The sequence below is a fragment of the Chitinophagaceae bacterium genome (assembly GCA_007695095.1).
Classification (GTDB): domain Bacteria; phylum Bacteroidota; class Bacteroidia; order Chitinophagales; family REEL01; genus REEL01.
In genome coordinates this window covers 1-15,391 of the sequence record REEL01000157.1, presented here as the reverse complement: position 1 = coordinate 15,391, position 15,391 = coordinate 1, and the positions used below count along the sequence as shown (strand labels likewise).

At 36.0% G+C, this 15,391-nt stretch carries 9 protein-coding genes; 3 read left to right on the top strand and 6 right to left on the bottom strand.

Annotated elements, in window-relative coordinates:
* Nucleotides 1-763 (bottom strand): DUF1295 domain-containing protein (locus tag EA412_13335; protein TVR76570.1); only part of this gene is annotated, 763 nt, incomplete at its 3' end.
* 321 nt (nt 764-1,084) lie between these two features.
* Between EA412_13335 and EA412_13330 the strand changes: the two genes are divergently transcribed.
* Nucleotides 1,085-1,918, top strand: a complete 834-nt coding sequence (locus tag EA412_13330) for a hypothetical protein (GenBank protein ID TVR76569.1) — start codon at nt 1,085-1,087, stop codon at nt 1,916-1,918.
* Nucleotides 1,919-1,929: 11 nt separating this feature from the next.
* Here the strand turns inward: EA412_13330 and EA412_13325 are convergent, their stop codons facing one another.
* From EA412_13325 to EA412_13315, 3 genes are all read right to left on the bottom strand, one after another.
* Complete coding sequence (locus EA412_13325; GenBank protein ID TVR76568.1) at nt 1,930-2,553, bottom strand: hypothetical protein; 624 nt, start codon at nt 2,551-2,553, stop codon at nt 1,930-1,932.
* A gap of 101 nt (nt 2,554-2,654) precedes the next feature.
* Nucleotides 2,655-4,175, bottom strand: a complete 1,521-nt coding sequence (locus EA412_13320; protein TVR76567.1) for a PAS domain-containing sensor histidine kinase — start codon at nt 4,173-4,175, stop codon at nt 2,655-2,657.
* 130 nt (nt 4,176-4,305) lie between these two features.
* A complete protein-coding gene (locus EA412_13315) occupies nt 4,306-9,834 on the bottom strand; it encodes a hypothetical protein (GenBank protein TVR76566.1) in 5,529 nt (1,842 codons plus the stop codon).
* Between the two features lie 334 nt (nt 9,835-10,168).
* On the opposite strand from EA412_13315, the gene EA412_13310 reads away from it, so the two are divergent.
* Together EA412_13310 and EA412_13305 are read left to right on the top strand one after the other, a co-directional pair.
* A complete protein-coding gene (locus tag EA412_13310; protein TVR76565.1) occupies nt 10,169-12,967 on the top strand; it encodes a TonB-dependent receptor in 2,799 nt (932 codons plus the stop codon).
* 39 nt (nt 12,968-13,006) lie between these two features.
* Nucleotides 13,007-14,419 carry a hypothetical protein gene (locus EA412_13305; protein ID TVR76564.1) on the top strand — a complete coding sequence of 471 codons (1,413 nt, stop codon included), beginning with the start codon at nt 13,007-13,009 and terminating at the stop codon, nt 14,417-14,419.
* 279 nt (nt 14,420-14,698) lie between these two features.
* Here the strand turns inward: EA412_13305 and EA412_13300 are convergent, their stop codons facing one another.
* Both EA412_13300 and EA412_13295 read right to left on the bottom strand, forming a co-directional pair.
* A complete protein-coding gene (locus EA412_13300; protein ID TVR76563.1) occupies nt 14,699-14,995 on the bottom strand; it encodes a type II toxin-antitoxin system RelE/ParE family toxin in 297 nt (98 codons plus the stop codon).
* Complete coding sequence (locus EA412_13295) at nt 14,992-15,300, bottom strand: hypothetical protein (protein TVR76562.1); 309 nt, start codon at nt 15,298-15,300, stop codon at nt 14,992-14,994. The genes EA412_13300 and EA412_13295 overlap by 4 nt, the downstream gene beginning before the upstream one ends.
* Nucleotides 15,301-15,391 lie beyond the last annotated feature (91 nt).

The following is a 15,391-nucleotide window of genomic DNA, read 5'->3' as shown; positions in this document are numbered from 1 at the left end:
CCGCCCCCCAAGGAAAAAATGCCGGTGTTCGTTTAGCATAGGCTTCAAATGCCGGATTGCCTTTGTATTTTCTTTCCAGCATGGCGACTCCGGAAACTTTTAGGAGTAGCCAGGTCAATACCAGCGGGCTTATGATTGTCAGCAGCAGATAACCTGAGGGGATGCTATAAATAAAGATGCCCCACCACATCACACATTCTCCAAAATAATTTGGGTGACGGGTATATTTCCACAATCCTGTGGTCATGATTTTACCTTTGTTATCTGGATTCTTTTTAAACTTCAGCAGCTGATAATCTCCGATAGCTTCAAAATAAAAGCCGGTTATCCAAATCAGCAATCCGGCAGCATGCCAAAAACTGAATGTTGAAATTTCTGAATATATCACTGTCAAAACAGGAAAAAGGATGACCCACATAAAAAAGCCTTGAAGCATAAATACTTGCAGAAAACCACGGATATAAATCCATTTACCCCAATCTTTACGCCATTGGGCATAGCGATAATCTTCGCCTTTTCCTTTATTGCGGACAAAAATATGTGTTGACAACCTCACTGCCCAAATACTGATTATAAGTAATAGCAACAATAGAGGGATTGAAATGAGCTGATGCATAAAAATCAGTAGGGAAGTAGTAATCAAAAATCCAATGCCCCACCCAATATCAACGATACTGTTGTCTTTCAGGAACTGTGCAAGCAGAAAGAACAGGCACATGTACACAAAAATAATTTGAGCTGCCTGCCAGAGAATTGTTTCCATTTTTTAAATAAAACTCTATTTAATTCAATTAGTTTAAAAAAGAACTTTATTTCTTAAAAGATGTTACTGAATGATTCGTTAATGTTTGTGAAGTATATTTTTTTTCAAAACGATTACAATCTTATGATTGCTTGAAATGTAATTTTAGCCCATTTTTTTTTCAAAACTTTTTAGCAAGAAAGAATAATCCCTTGTTATTTTTAGTTTAGATTTGCCTTTTTATATAATGGCATAGAGTTACAATTTAAAGATTTCTATAGATATTATAGTTTAAATTTTTTATTGTATCAGTAAGAAAAAGTAATTTTAATAAAATAACTAATGAAAAGAATAATTTGTCCAATTGATTTTTCGGAAACATCATTGCTAGCTGTCCAGTATGCTACGGAGATTGCAGATTTTCACGGTGCACAATTAACAATTATACATGCTGTGCATTTACCGGCTTTGGAAGGGAACAAGGTTCCATTGTCAGAAAGAGTTCAAAAGAATAACTGGATTGAACAGGAGAACAGCACTATGGAAGTGGTTGAAGCTATAGATACCAAATTTAAAAGGAGGGGAAGCTTTGCCTCTGTAGATTATGAAGTCAAAGAAGGTTTATTAGTTGATATCATTGTCAATATGGAGAAAAAAGGAGGCATTGACCTTATTGTAATGGGGACATTAGGAGCAAGTGGTTTAGGTGATTATTTAATTGGAAGTAATACTTCCAGAGTGGTTAAAAAGGTTAAATCACCGGTTTTATTAGTGCCTTTTGAAAGCACTTGCAAAAGATTGAATAAGATCGTTTACGGTTCTAATCTAGATGAGTCTGAAATTTCGGCTATAAAGGAAGTTGTCAATTTTGCAAAAAAACAAAAAGCAATGTTAAAAATTGTTCATATTGGCAATCCCAACAGCAAAATAGTTGAAAACAGACTTGCTGAATTTGAAGAGTTCGTAAAAAAGAATGTTTCTTATGAGAGAATGAGTATGCATATTGAGTTTAACAAGGATGAATTTATCGGTCTTAATAAGTTTTTGAAACGAGAGAAAGCAGATTTACTGGCAATTCATAACCGTAAGCGTAATTTTATTTCAAAGCTTTTTGATTCGTCACTGGCTGATGAGTTTATATTCCATTCCGATGTGCCGGTACTATGTTTAAATTAGGACTGTAATATTCAAAAGGTCATAATATAGCCCATTCCGTTACCGGTTGGCCTGAAACCAGCAAGTACATCAAGTAAGTTATTTGCATTGCTTCTGTGTATAAGGTATAAGACCCAGTCAAACACAAAAAGAAACGAGCCTTGCAGGATTAATGCTTTTCCGTAACCTTTCATCAAATCTTTATTCTTGGTTACACTTTTAGCTCTTTCCATAAGGAAAAAGCCGGTAGCAATATACCCAAGATCCAGACCGGCATTGAACAATAGAATATTTTCCATGTTTTTTTGACTACGTAAAGATTCGCTCAGGTCAAATGCGGTGGGATCTCCGGAAAGTGCCTGCCAAAGTCCAAAGCCGGCTAAGGCCGCATTAACCGTATTCCATAAAATATTGCCCTGATAAAAGTAATAATCACTCCCACTACTGTTTCTCATGAGAGGGGCGTTTATCAAAAAATTGCCGATAGCCCACCCTCCCAAAGTGTACATTCCTATTTCATTAATCTTTAACCTTTTTTCATTGAATTGCTCCAGAGACGAATTAAGTTCTCCAATATTTTCAAATTCAACAGCAAATAATGATATTGGAATAATAAAAAACAGTAAAAAAATGGTCGTTCTGAAATTTAATATCATAATACTCAAATGAGATGTAAACAAAACAGATTAAAACTCAACATCAAAAAAACAGAGTAGTGAATAAAAAGTTTTATGATTGAATTTATCTAATACACGTTCTATAAATTTTTGCTAATACTAAAATAAAAGGTTGAACCTTCTCCTACTTCGCTTTTTGCCCAAATTTTTCCATGATGTTTTTCTATAATTTTTTTTGAGTTTGCCAAGCCGACACCTGCTCCCTCGAATTCTTCATTAGAGTGAAGCCTTTTAAAAGCTTCAAATGCCTTTGATTGTTGATTTATGTCAAAGCCTACTCCATTATCTTTTATGCTAAAAATAAAGTAATCATCATCTTGATTGACTGAAATTTTGATTTTGCTGCATTCTTTTTTTGAGGAATACTTGAAAGCATTGGAAAGGATATTTTCAAACACTTGAAAGATTAAAACTTCATCTGCTTTTATAGGAGGTATTTCTTGAATGTCAACTTCAACCATTTGATTATTATAGGTGCATTTTAAACGTTTAATTATTTCTTTAAGAGAATCATTAATTTCCAAATTAACAGGGTTCAAACTCTGGCTTCCTAATTTCCCAAACTCTAATAAATGATCGATAAGTTTTAACATTTTTTTTGCAGAAGAATGTATATCAGTTATTAACTGTTCTTCGCTCTCGGAAACCTTTTCTTTTAACTTTTTTTCTAATAAACTTGCCATTATGCTTATATTTCTGATTGGAGATTTCAAGTCATGCGAAATCGAATAGCTGAAACTTTCCAAGTCTTTATAAGCATTAAACATTTCTTTTGTTCTCTCATCAATTTTTTCTTCCAGATAAACATTCAGGGTTCTGAGTCTTTCTTCAATGACTTTATTATCAGTTATATCTCTTATAATAGACTGAAACTCTGTTAATATCCCATTTTGATTAAAAACCGGTACGTCAATACGGGTAAAATACCTTTTCACACCTTTGGTGTTTTCTAAAATATACTCAGAGTTTGAAATTTTTTGAATACTGATTAATTTATCAACATAGTTTTTAAAACGGTCACGATCTTCCTTAATTAAGTGCAACCACTTTTTATTTAGGATTTCTTCAGGCTTTAAATTAAAACTTCTTGCATATAATTTGTTTGCATAGGTTATGGTAGTATCAGGCTTCCAACGACATAATTGAAACTCGGGAATGTCTTCTGCCAAAGAGTTGTATCTGGCTTCTGCTTCAAATAAACGGGATGAAAAACTATGGCCGGAATTATTGCCCAGCTCTTTTATACTTACTTCCCGCAAAATAGTATATGCCAAATCGCTGTAATCTCCTTTTTGAGCAATATCTATGGCGCCGGCCGTTATATAGCTTTTTAAACTTTCTTTATTTTTTGTTTTTGAAATGATTATTAAAGGGAGAAATAAATCACTGCACCTTTTAATTAAAGTTTCAATATCTGACTTCATAAATTCCTCATCAGCAGCGACTAGCAAATATTTGAATTCAGTCAGAGCCTCTAAGATTTTGTTTTTTTCATTGCAGATTTTGATTTTTATGTCAGGAATGAGATTATTTAATTCTTTAAGTGTTTCTGAAGAATTCATAGGCCCCTGAATAATTAATATATGTTTATGTAGTGACATGTACTTTTGTAGTTTTGTAATTCTGCTTTTTAGATTACTAAAAATTAAATGTAAAGCATTGATAATAAATCTAATTAAAACGTATTTAGTAAATATAACAAAAATGCTTGTATTATTTAAAAAGGTAGAATTACTTATAGACTTTCGTTGAACCGGAACCTGATCTGGAAAAGATACTATTGTTATACATTGCTTCAACACTTACCGGAGCCATAGTAGCTTTCCCGGCATAAGAAGCATTTAAAACAGTATGAAAAATTTTAGTTTCACCTGCTTTAATATCAAAGTAGGTATAAATTCTGTCATCTCTAATGTCCGTGTAAGTAGCTGATGAAGATTCTGTAAAATTTATACTTCCGCTCAGACGTTCGTTATGAATTTCCCAAATCGAAGGGAATACCCAGGTCAAAGCCATTTCTTTGTAGTCGCCTCTGCGTCCGGGATTGTGGATTTTTGCCTGAGCTATAAAATCTGTTCCTTGTTTCAAATGCGAAATATCTATTGGATTTCCTGAAATATCCAGATAACTAACTTCCATTAATAAATTGGATGATGCAGAAGTAGTTTCAGCAGTAAGTGGCTGACCTTTTTTAATCAGTTGAATATAAAGTGGATTTTCACTTTCATTTTTAATAATAAGCTCTTCCTCTTGAAAACTGTTTGGAGTCCATTTTTTTGTCCATATTTTATCATTACTTGCAGAGAAAGCTAATTTTTCACTTTGAATAGTATACGTGAAATCCATATTTGCATCCGGGCTAAAGTGCTTTTGAAACTCACTCATAGCGATTAAGCAAAAAGCGGTAGTTTGAGTGCTTATCCATTTGGAGCTACTCAGAGCATTTGAAATTTCTCTTGCCAGAATATTTGCTTCTTCAAGATTTCCAATAATAGAAAGTACATATAAGATAATGGCCTTGTCTCTTAAAGTTGAGCCAAATGTACCTGACATTTCTGTGTATTCAGGAATTGAAGTGCTTTGATTTCGTAATAATTCAGCAGCTACATCTTCCCGCCCGGCAATGTGATATGCTCCGCCTAAATACCACTTTGAAGCATTATACAAGTTGTTGAGGTTTCTCATTCGATTCATGGCACCCCAGTTTGGCGTGTTGTTTAATGCTAACACAAAAAGGCGGTAAGCTTGTATCATTTCACTATTTCTATCACTACGCTGCCAATTATTTGTATTGGTATTCATCCATCTCTGCCAGTTAGATTTAAAGCTTCCGGGGACAGGATAACCGGCTTTTTCGGCTTCTATAATGAAATGACCGGCATAGGTTGTTGACCATTGATGAGCATCAGGCTGACCCTGCCAATAAGCAATTCCACCATTTGACAATTGCATATTTCTGATTTTATTAATTCCTTCCTGAATATTACGCTGGATTTGGGTGGATTCAGTAGTATTTAAATTGGTAAATCTTGATAAAAAGAGTTGTGGAAACACAGCAGATACAGTTTGTTCAAGACATCCATGAGGATAAGTAGTCAGATAGTTTAATCTGGAAGTTAAATTTATGGATGGTGCTGAAGAAAGTTCCAGAAAACATTCATTCGTACCCGATATTCCAACTGCTGAATAGGTGTAATTCCAGGTTTCTCCCGGGTTTAAAACGACATTTTTAATGGTAGAAATATAAGGGTTTGGATTTCTGATATCTAATTCTATTTCATCATAAGCCTCTTCTCTACCACCGGAAACAAGTGTTTTTACTTTCCCGATTCCAATTTTAGAATTTGTTTTTAGCCTGAAATAAACAACTTTTTCGCCTTTTTTATCAAAATTTAAAGTTTTAAGGGATGGACCGATTACTTCAAATAAATCATTGGATTCGATCCGAACAACTACTTCTCCTAAATTGTCTTCCATACCAAAAACAGTAGCAGTAAGATTCACTTCTTCATTGGGGCTTAAAACTCTTGGCAGCGTGGTTAATACCATTAGTGGCTTTTTAACAGGAACATCTATAGATGATGAGCCATAAGTCCCGTTATTGGCGGCAACTACCATTGCTCTCACAGAGCCAATATAATTTGGCATTTGAAATTGATGAGTAGCCGTTTGACCGGCATTCAGCATATAAGGTCCGAAATGTTTCACAACGGGTCTAAACCGATTGGCTTTGTCGGCATCTTCGGCCTTAATTTCCATATCTCCTCCTATTGCCAGTAAGCGACTTAAATTTGCTGTAAATGCATTGGTCACATCATCATACATGTCCCAGGTTCTGATTCCCAATGCTTCTTTAGAGTAAAAATGATTCCAGGGGTCGGGAGTTTGAAAGCGGGTAATATTTAAGAGACCTTCATCTACAATTGCTAATGTATAGGCCATTGGTTTGCCATTTTTTTCTTTTACTTCAAAAACAGCATTTTCTTCCGGTTTGAGAGAAGGGCTTGTTGTAACTACAGGATTTAAAATGCTTTCAGAGTTTATGATATTAACCGGAACAACTCCATACATTCTCAATGGGCGATTATTTCTGCTTTGAGCATGTGGCTGTAATAAATGTACATGTATATAAATATTTGGTGCCCAATCACCTTTAGCCGTAAATTCAAAAGGAGTTATCCCGGATTGAGTTTTTACCCAGTAGGAATCTAAAATTTCTTTTCCATTTTCAATACTTACTAATGCTCTTCCGTTTTCCGGACCCGGAATATTTATTTTTATCTTTTCTCCCGGTTCATATTCATCTTTTTCTACAAAAAAGTTAAGCAAACTGGCTCCGCTCATATCCCGGTCAGTTCGTTCAGACCATCCGGGCCAATCGATATAAATAATTTCACCGCTGCAATGCTCTCCTTCATTGTCGCATACTCTCAGCAGATATCGTCCCCAATCAGGGTGCTTAACCTGAAAAGACCATTTACCGCTGCCATTTCGGAGAAATATTTTTTCACCGGCAATTTTATTTTCATAAATATTGGTATTAAAAGCAGAAATTTCATCTCCGGAACTGTCCCACCACCACCGCCATTCAATTTTATATAAAGATACTTCCACTTCGCGATTCACTTTGTTTCCTTTTTTATCAATAGCAACTAATTCTACTTCATGAGACTTGTCGTTTGTTAAAATTCCGTATCGTGCATCTCCTTCGGGTGCTTTTAAACCAACATAATGATCGTAAGGATGGAAAGGAAGTGAATGACTTTCAGTGCTGAAGTTGCCGCCGGCTTCGAATATACGGGTGGTAAAAGAAGCTCTCAGCATGCCGGGCGCATTTTGGCTTATGTGAACTTCAGGCGTAAACTCAGCCTCTCCTGATTGGTTGAGATTTCCTTCAAAAAGCTTTTGCCTGTCAGCATTAAATCGCCTGGAAGGGTCATCAAAACTAAAATTATGAAAGGAACTAAATTGCGTTTTTACCGTGCTGAAACGTAAGTATATATCTGCCTTTAAACCTGAAGCACTTGCACCATGCAACCAGTTGGCTTTCAATGTAACGAGCTGATTCATTACTTCGTTTGAGAGTATATCTTCTTTGAATTTCAATTCTGATTTTAGACGATTAGGCATGATCGTTTCGATTCGTAATTGCTCATTAAAGACTGCATTGCCGGCCTTTACCACTAATTGCCAGTTTCCGGTTTCAGCATCCCGGGGAATCACCGGATTAATGGAATAAATACCGTTTACCGGATCGGATTTCCATATTTCTTTATGCTCAACACCGCGAGGGTTATAAATACTGAAACGCACAGGATGATTCATGGGCAAATTGCCTTCTAAAATAAAATTCAGAAAAAGTGTGTCGCCGGGTCGCCAAACATCTCTTTCGCCATAAATAAATCCTTTCAAACCTTCTTGTACTTCCTGCCCTGAAACATCAAACCGGCTTAGAGAAAGAGAAGTGTTGTTATCTACCCGCAGGTAATTTTTTTGTCCTTTATGAGAAACAATCACTAAATATGGTTCATTGTTAAAATTAATTTCTGCTTTACCTTCACTACTTGTTTTCCCGCGGCCTATAATCTCTTGCTGGAAGTTATAAATATCTATATCGGCATTTCTTATGGGGGCAGTTGTGTTAATATCATTTACAAAAACATAGATTTTATTGTTAGTGCCCATTTTTGCCGTTATCCCAATATCAGAAGCCAATAGATTCCGCTGCGCCCATCGGTTATTATTGTAATAAGAAATGTCACAAGGATTATTTCTTTCACGCCAGCTTCCCGGCCATATTCGAACCTGTCTCCAGTAGTTTTTTTCTGCTTCAGCCGGATTTGTCTTCAGGAGGTCTTCAAGTGGAGTGAAAGTTTCAAAATTGCTAATACTACCCTGACAATTATAGGTGCTGTAAGATGGGTTGAACATTACCGTAACATGATATATAGCCCCGGGTTCGGGCTCTACTAATTCCGTTAAATCTGCTGAAAATACTTGCCGGATTCTTGGATTGTAGCCTTCAGTTTGATCGAGCCTGACTGTTTTATAAGCGACGAGACTTCCGGTTCTTCGAAGTTCATAATTACCCCCTAAACGATTTACCTGTAGAAATTGCGGGATGTTTTTTTCAGCGATTTTAAAAACAGCAATATCTACAGCTTTGAGATTTACTGCTTCAAAGGGAAAAAGTATCCTGCCGGAAACCGGCATTATGGTACCTGTTTCTCTGATATTTACAGCCGGTTTTATTTGCTCTACCCGTACAACTCTTCGTTGGTTCTCCTGTAAGGATATCTCAATAATATTCTGTATTGCTTTGTCAAAGGTAAGAGTTACTTCATTTTTCAAATCTCTTTGAGGATAAAGGTGCAGTTGCTGACCACTTATCATATAGTTTTGAACATCTGTATTATTTATTTGAATTAATCCTGACAGGTCTTGTTTTGTATTTAACGGATCTGAAAAAGTCACTGTAATCTGGGTTTCCGGATCTTTTATAACTTCAATGTCTGTAATTTTAAATTCACGTAAAGAAGGAATGTTAAAAGTTCTTTTACCCTTTACGTCAGCACTAATATGGTTACCATTCCATTCAATTTCAACTTTTGAAGAACTCTCCATATGGCGAATAATACCTTCGATTGTGAAATGATGTGCTAACAAATCGTCAGCCGATTGCCATGAAATATTCAGTCGCTTATTATCTTGTCTTGCACTTAGTATTTTTTGAATATTTTCTGTGTTTTCAATATCCGCAGTGAAGATAGTTCCTTCAATTTTTTGCTTACCTAAGTCAGTAATATCAACATAAGTTGCGGGCTTGGTTTGAATTTCAAAACTTTGATTTAAAATATCAAATGTGAAAGCCATTTTGCTTAGATTTTCGGGCATATTCATCAAACGACTTAAAAAGACTTCACAACGATATCTTTGCCCCGGCTTAAAATGATTTTCGGGCTTAAAAACTAAGGTTTGCCTATCTTTCCAGAAAGCTTCTCCTTTAATATTGGGAGTGAACTTCAAGGGAGCATCGGAAAGTGGCTTTTGAATGTCATCAGCTTCAACTAAGGGTTGAGTGAATCGAATAACTATCTCTGATGCTTTGGATATAGTGCCTGCAGTATATGCAGAGATATAGGGTGAGAACTCGGGACCGGGTTCCTGATATTCAATTTCTTTGGTTTTACACGACTGAATCCCAATTATAATAATTGAAAATAAAAATATCAGGATATACTTTTTAGGCAAAAATAACATATAGTTGAGTGTTAAGCTGATTGATTATAAAAGTACTTAAATTTTTATAATATCTTCTCTATGTTTTTTAAAAATTGATAATACTGTGGGATTTTAATTTTAAGCCAAAATTGATAATTGTAAATGAAAAATTAAATTCTGAATAACAGTTAAAATCAACTTTTTTAGAGTTATAATGGATGAAAGAATTTAAGATTTTCTGTTTTTTAAATCTATCTCAAATCTCGATTGGCTAAGCCTTTGCGTTTAGTTAACATAACTTTAACACTTACATAAGTTTAGTTTAACCACTTTACATTTTTTCACACCTACTTTTGTAAAAAAACAATAAGTCGTGCGAAACAATCTACTAACAACATTCATTTTAATTATCTTTAGTTTTCTCAACTTAACAGCTAACGCATCAGGCAACCACACCCTTAGCGGCATCATAAAAGACAAAACATCGGGTGAGCCTCTTACCGGGGCAACAATCCTTTTAGTTGGTACAAATTTTAACGGAGTTGCAGGTTTAGACGGTAGTTTTTCAATTAGAAACATCCCTGCCGGTAACTATACTGTTCAAATTTCCTACATTTCGTATGAAACTCAAAATCAAACTGTAAGCCTAAATGGAAATGCAAGATTAAATGTCGACATGGAGCAATCAAGTGTCGGGCTTGAAAGTGTGCAGGTTGTGTCAAGGCGGGTTGCGAATACCGAAGCCAGTGCCCGTGCAACCGAGAGAAATGCTCCGAATGTGATGAATGTCGTTGCACAAAGAACTATAGAATTATCACCTGATATGACAGTTGCCAATGTGGCTCAACGCGTATCAGGTATTTCACTTGAGAGAAGTGCTACCGGAGATGGTCAGCACGCCATTGTTCGCGGAATGGATAAGCGTTACAATTACACTTTGGTAAATGGTGTGAAAATTCCAAGTCCTGACAATAATAACCGTTATGTGCCATTGGATCTTTTTCCGTCGGATATGTTAGAGCGTCTTGAAGTTACTAAATCAATTACACCCGATATGGAGGCTGATGCTATTGGAGGAGTAGTTGATATGCATTTGAAAGATGCGCCGGAAGAAAGTATTTTAAATTTTAATGTTGGAACAGGTTTTAATACCATGTTTTTTGACAGAGACTTTTATACATTCGACAGAAGTAACGTCAGTATGGAATCTCCACGCATGTCAAATGCAGAAGGTTATCAAAGTACAATTGACGATTTTCCTTTAGAAGTTGCAAATCATGAAGTGCAAAGCAGCTTTCCTTTAAATCAGATTTACGGTTTAACTGCCGGTAAAAGATTTGGTGAAAGAAAAAGATTTGGAGCACTTGTAGCCGTTTCGCATCAAAACACTGTCAGAGGTTCAGAAAGCAAATTTTTCCATTTATCAACTGACAGGGAAACAAACTTACCGGTGCTGAATAATGCATTAGAAGCAAACCGATCTACCCGTCAACAAAGAACAGGAGCACACATAAAATTAGACTATAGACTAAGTGACGAAAGTAGTATCAGTTTTTATTCATCATATATGCGTTTAGCTGAGGAAGAAACCCGAGTTATGGTTGATACTGCATTGCAGTTGGCAAGGTCGGGACCGGGCACAGGCAGAATCGAGCAGTGGGTAAGAAGCAGACAAAGAATCAGCAATATTTACACAAATAATCTGCAAGGTACACACAATCTTAGTGAAAACTTTTCTGTGGATTGGTCAGCAGTATATTCCAGAGCAACTTATGATGATCCCGACATGGCTGAATTCATGACTATTTCAGAAAGAAGATTGCAAAACGGAGAGTTTACCCAAACTGACTGGGTGCATGATAATACGAACCACAGAGGATTTTTTCGGCGATGGATGGGAAATACAGATCAGGATATAGCCGGTTATCTAAACTTGTATTATACCCCTGAATTATTTGGTCAAAATGTACTATTTCAGGTGGGTGGTATGGTACGAAATAAACAAAGAGAGAATTATTTTGACCGATACAGATTGGGAACAAGTCCGGCTTTTCAGACTTATGACGGAGACATAACAAATAATACGTTCAATGTCGTGATTAACGGTTCGCCACTTCATGCATTAAACTACGAATTGACGGAAAATGTAATTGGTACTTATGCCATGACACGTTTCACACTTTTTGATCACCTTTCGGTATTGACCGGTGCGCGTGTAGAAATGACAGATATGTCCTGGGTATCAAATGCACCATCAACTGTAGAAGGCAGAATTGGGAATATTGAATATACTGAAGTATTACCTCATTTACATTTAAAGTACGAAATATCACCTATTCATAATTTGAGAGCTTCTTACTACGAATCTATGAGCAGACAGGGTTATTTTGAAGTAATTCCTTATAACTTTTATGAAGAAGACCAATATAGAGAAGCAGGTAATCCGAATTTAAAGCATGCTTATGCCAGAAATGTTGACCTGAGATATGAATTTTTCCCGAATGCACTAGACCAAATTATGGTAGGTGCTTTTTACAAGAGCATTGACAATCCTATTGAAACAGCAGTTGTGCGCAGAGAAGATCTATCAAACCGCTTATTCCTGACGCCTCAGAATTTTGGAACAGCTACAAACATGGGATTTGAAATTGATTTTGTAAAATATTTTAATATGTTCGGATTCAGGGGGAATTACACCTATACTTTATCTGAAATAACCTCTAACAAAATTTTCCAATTCAGAGATGAAGGGGGAAGCTTAACAAACAGAATTGAACCACAAACGAGACCTTTACAAGGGCAGTCAGCGCATTTAGCTAATTTTTCGTTTCTCTTTAAAAATCAGAACACAGGAACGGATGCTCAGTTAGCATTAACCTACACAGGCAGAAGAATTGCTTATATCTCTGCATATAAAGACAACGACCAGTGGCAAAGAGCATTTACGCAGCTTGATTTTTCTATAGACCAGCGCATTGTTCCGGGTCTGATAGCTTATGTAAAAGTGAATAATATTTTGAATACGCCTTTTGAATTGGAAATTCCGGCATCTAATGAAGCTGCAGCTGATGCAGAGCCTCATTTACAAGTTGATGACCACAGAGTTTTATCAAGAAGTGATATGTTTCACCGCACTTTCCTTTTTGGACTGCGCTATTCATTTGTAAAATAATTTTTAAACCCATTTTAAGTACACTAAACAATTTCAATTATGAACAAAACACATTTTTTAAAGATTTTTTTATTAGCAATCGTAGTAATGATTGCGGCATGTAAAAAAGATGATCCGGAAGATCCAAATGGTGGTGGAAACGGTGAGTCTGTAGAAATTACTGCTGAAACAGTTGAACTTTCAGGCCCTATGCATGGCACACTACTTTCTGGCAGAACCTACAAATTAACAGGTGACCTGATTGTAGAAGCAGGTAGAGAAATTGTAATGGAAGAAGGAGTAAGAATTGAGTCAACAGCCGGTGGAGAAGCCGGAAATGAGGCTTTCTCATTCATCATCTATGGCAGTTTTTACTCATTAGGAACAGAGCAGAATCCAAACTGGATTACAACTGTACCTGACAACAGAACTATGCAAAACTGGAACCAGGGCTATATTGGTGGTTTCATTGGTTTGGCTGGAGCTGAAAACATTGTTATCAAATGGACCCACATGGAATACTTTGGTGGCCGTATGAGAGGACAATCTACCGTTTTTGATGAAGGTGAAACTATCTATGGTTTCTACACTGAAGACGAGAGTACAGTATTGATTATTGAAGACAGCTGGCTACGTTTCTTCCTGGATGATGCTATTCGTCCGGAAGGTGGAAAAATTGCTATCCTGAGAAACACTTTTGAAGGTATCGGTGGTGTTGAGGGTGAAGCTCTTAATGCAAAAAGTGGTACTGTAGGTGTTTTTGCTTACAACATGATTATCGGATTAGCTACCAATGGTCCTAAAACAGGATCAGGTGGAGGATTACCAACTCAATCAATCATAGACGTATATAATAATACTATCGTTGGTGGTGGTTATCGTAGAGTTGCTCCAGGCCGTGGTGGTTCAATGAACGTTGAGAACGGTGCAGGTGGATATTGGTACAACAATGTTGTTGTAAACTGCCGCTACGGTATGCGTGTAGTTAATGACGCAGATTATTCCAAAACTTTCATCGGTCATACTCATTATTATGGTAATGGTACATTTGATGATAATGAAGGACCATTATCGGATAATTTTTATCCTGAAAATGGAACAATTGGTGGTGATTTTCCTCAGTCTCATATCGTAAATGATAATCTGAATAATGAGGATCCATTGTTTATGAATCATGATGTTGACCAGTTTTCTCAGTCTGATTACAGAAATGTTCATGAAAACTCTGCAATCACTCCTTATGAATTAAACCTTGTATGGGGTCAGGATTTTAGGTTACAGTCTAATTCCCCATTGATTGGTGCAGGTAATGCAAGTGCTTTCACTCCGACTGCTTCTCTAACAGAAATAGGACCAAAAGCATTGTCTTACCCGATTCCGGCTCCAAGTGCTGATATTGGTGCATATCCAACAGGAGGATTCAACAACGGTATTGGTAATCGTCACACGACGCATAACTACTACCCTAACTAAGTTATAGGTTTTTTATTGAAGATTTGGCATTGCCGAATCCCTAAAAAAGCCCTGAGCGATGAAAGTCGTTCAGGGTTTTTTGATTGTAAAAATTTTCCGGCAGGCATCTATGTACTTCATATCAAAACTGAATATGACAGCCATTCAAAACGGATAGTGAAGAGGAGGTGAGGGCATATACAGTTTATAGAACTTTTAAGTTAGATCATACTTCTGAAAAGGAGATAATGTTTACTATAAGATACAGTTAGTAAATTCATATTTTTGAGAAAGATGGTGTTATAGCTGCTCTCTAAAACTTTCTGGATTTTGGTAATTATTCCAAAACCGAAGCAATTCAACATGATTATTTCTAATCCTGTAAAACAAAGTAATTTGTTTTAAGACAAAAGCTTTTCTTACATTTTTATAATCACTTTCAGGGTATATGAAAGGCATATCTTCTATGTGGCCAATTATAATACTTGTTTGCTTTACGAAATTTAGAGCTTCCTTTTCGGACCACTCTGATAAGAGGTATTCAATATTAAACTGAAAATCTGATTTGGCTGATTCTGACCAAAAAATTTTTCTCATTTTCTACGGTATAATTCAGGATATTTTTCTCGCATTTGACGCATTACATCATCATGGTCATACGTTTTGCCATTTTCAATATCACGAATTCCTTTATCCACAGCTTTTTTTTCAGCCTCAGACAGTTTGGACATACTATTTTCATACTCTTCCAACATCGCATGCAAAACCTTTAAAAACGGTTCATCTATGCGTTCAATATGCTTGTGTAATTTTTCTCTTAACTCAGTAATATCCATGACAAAAGATTCTCTAACAAAATTAACATAAATTTTAGAAAAGTGTTTCTTATAAATAGTTCTCATGCCTTCACTTCCATTCCGTTAATGAATTAATGAAAAGCATTTAGTTAAAATTTCCTAATAACCCTTCTGACGGTTGAAAACTTTGCTGACG

Bases quoted from the DNA above. Each gene is read 5' to 3' on its own strand.
- EA412_13330 (TVR76569.1), top strand. From the start codon at position 1,085: ATGAAAAGAATAATTTGTCCAATTGATTTTTCGGAAACATCATTGCTA.
- EA412_13315 (TVR76566.1), bottom strand. From the start codon at position 9,834: ATGTTATTTTTGCCTAAAAAGTATATCCTGATATTTTTATTTTCAATT.
- EA412_13305 (TVR76564.1), top strand. From the start codon at position 13,007: ATGAACAAAACACATTTTTTAAAGATTTTTTTATTAGCAATCGTAGTA.
- EA412_13320 (TVR76567.1), bottom strand. From the start codon at position 4,175: ATGTCACTACATAAACATATATTAATTATTCAGGGGCCTATGAATTCT.
- EA412_13295 (TVR76562.1), bottom strand. From the start codon at position 15,300: ATGAGAACTATTTATAAGAAACACTTTTCTAAAATTTATGTTAATTTT.
- EA412_13325 (TVR76568.1), bottom strand. From the start codon at position 2,553: ATGATATTAAATTTCAGAACGACCATTTTTTTACTGTTTTTTATTATT.
- EA412_13300 (TVR76563.1), bottom strand. From the start codon at position 14,995: ATGAGAAAAATTTTTTGGTCAGAATCAGCCAAATCAGATTTTCAGTTT.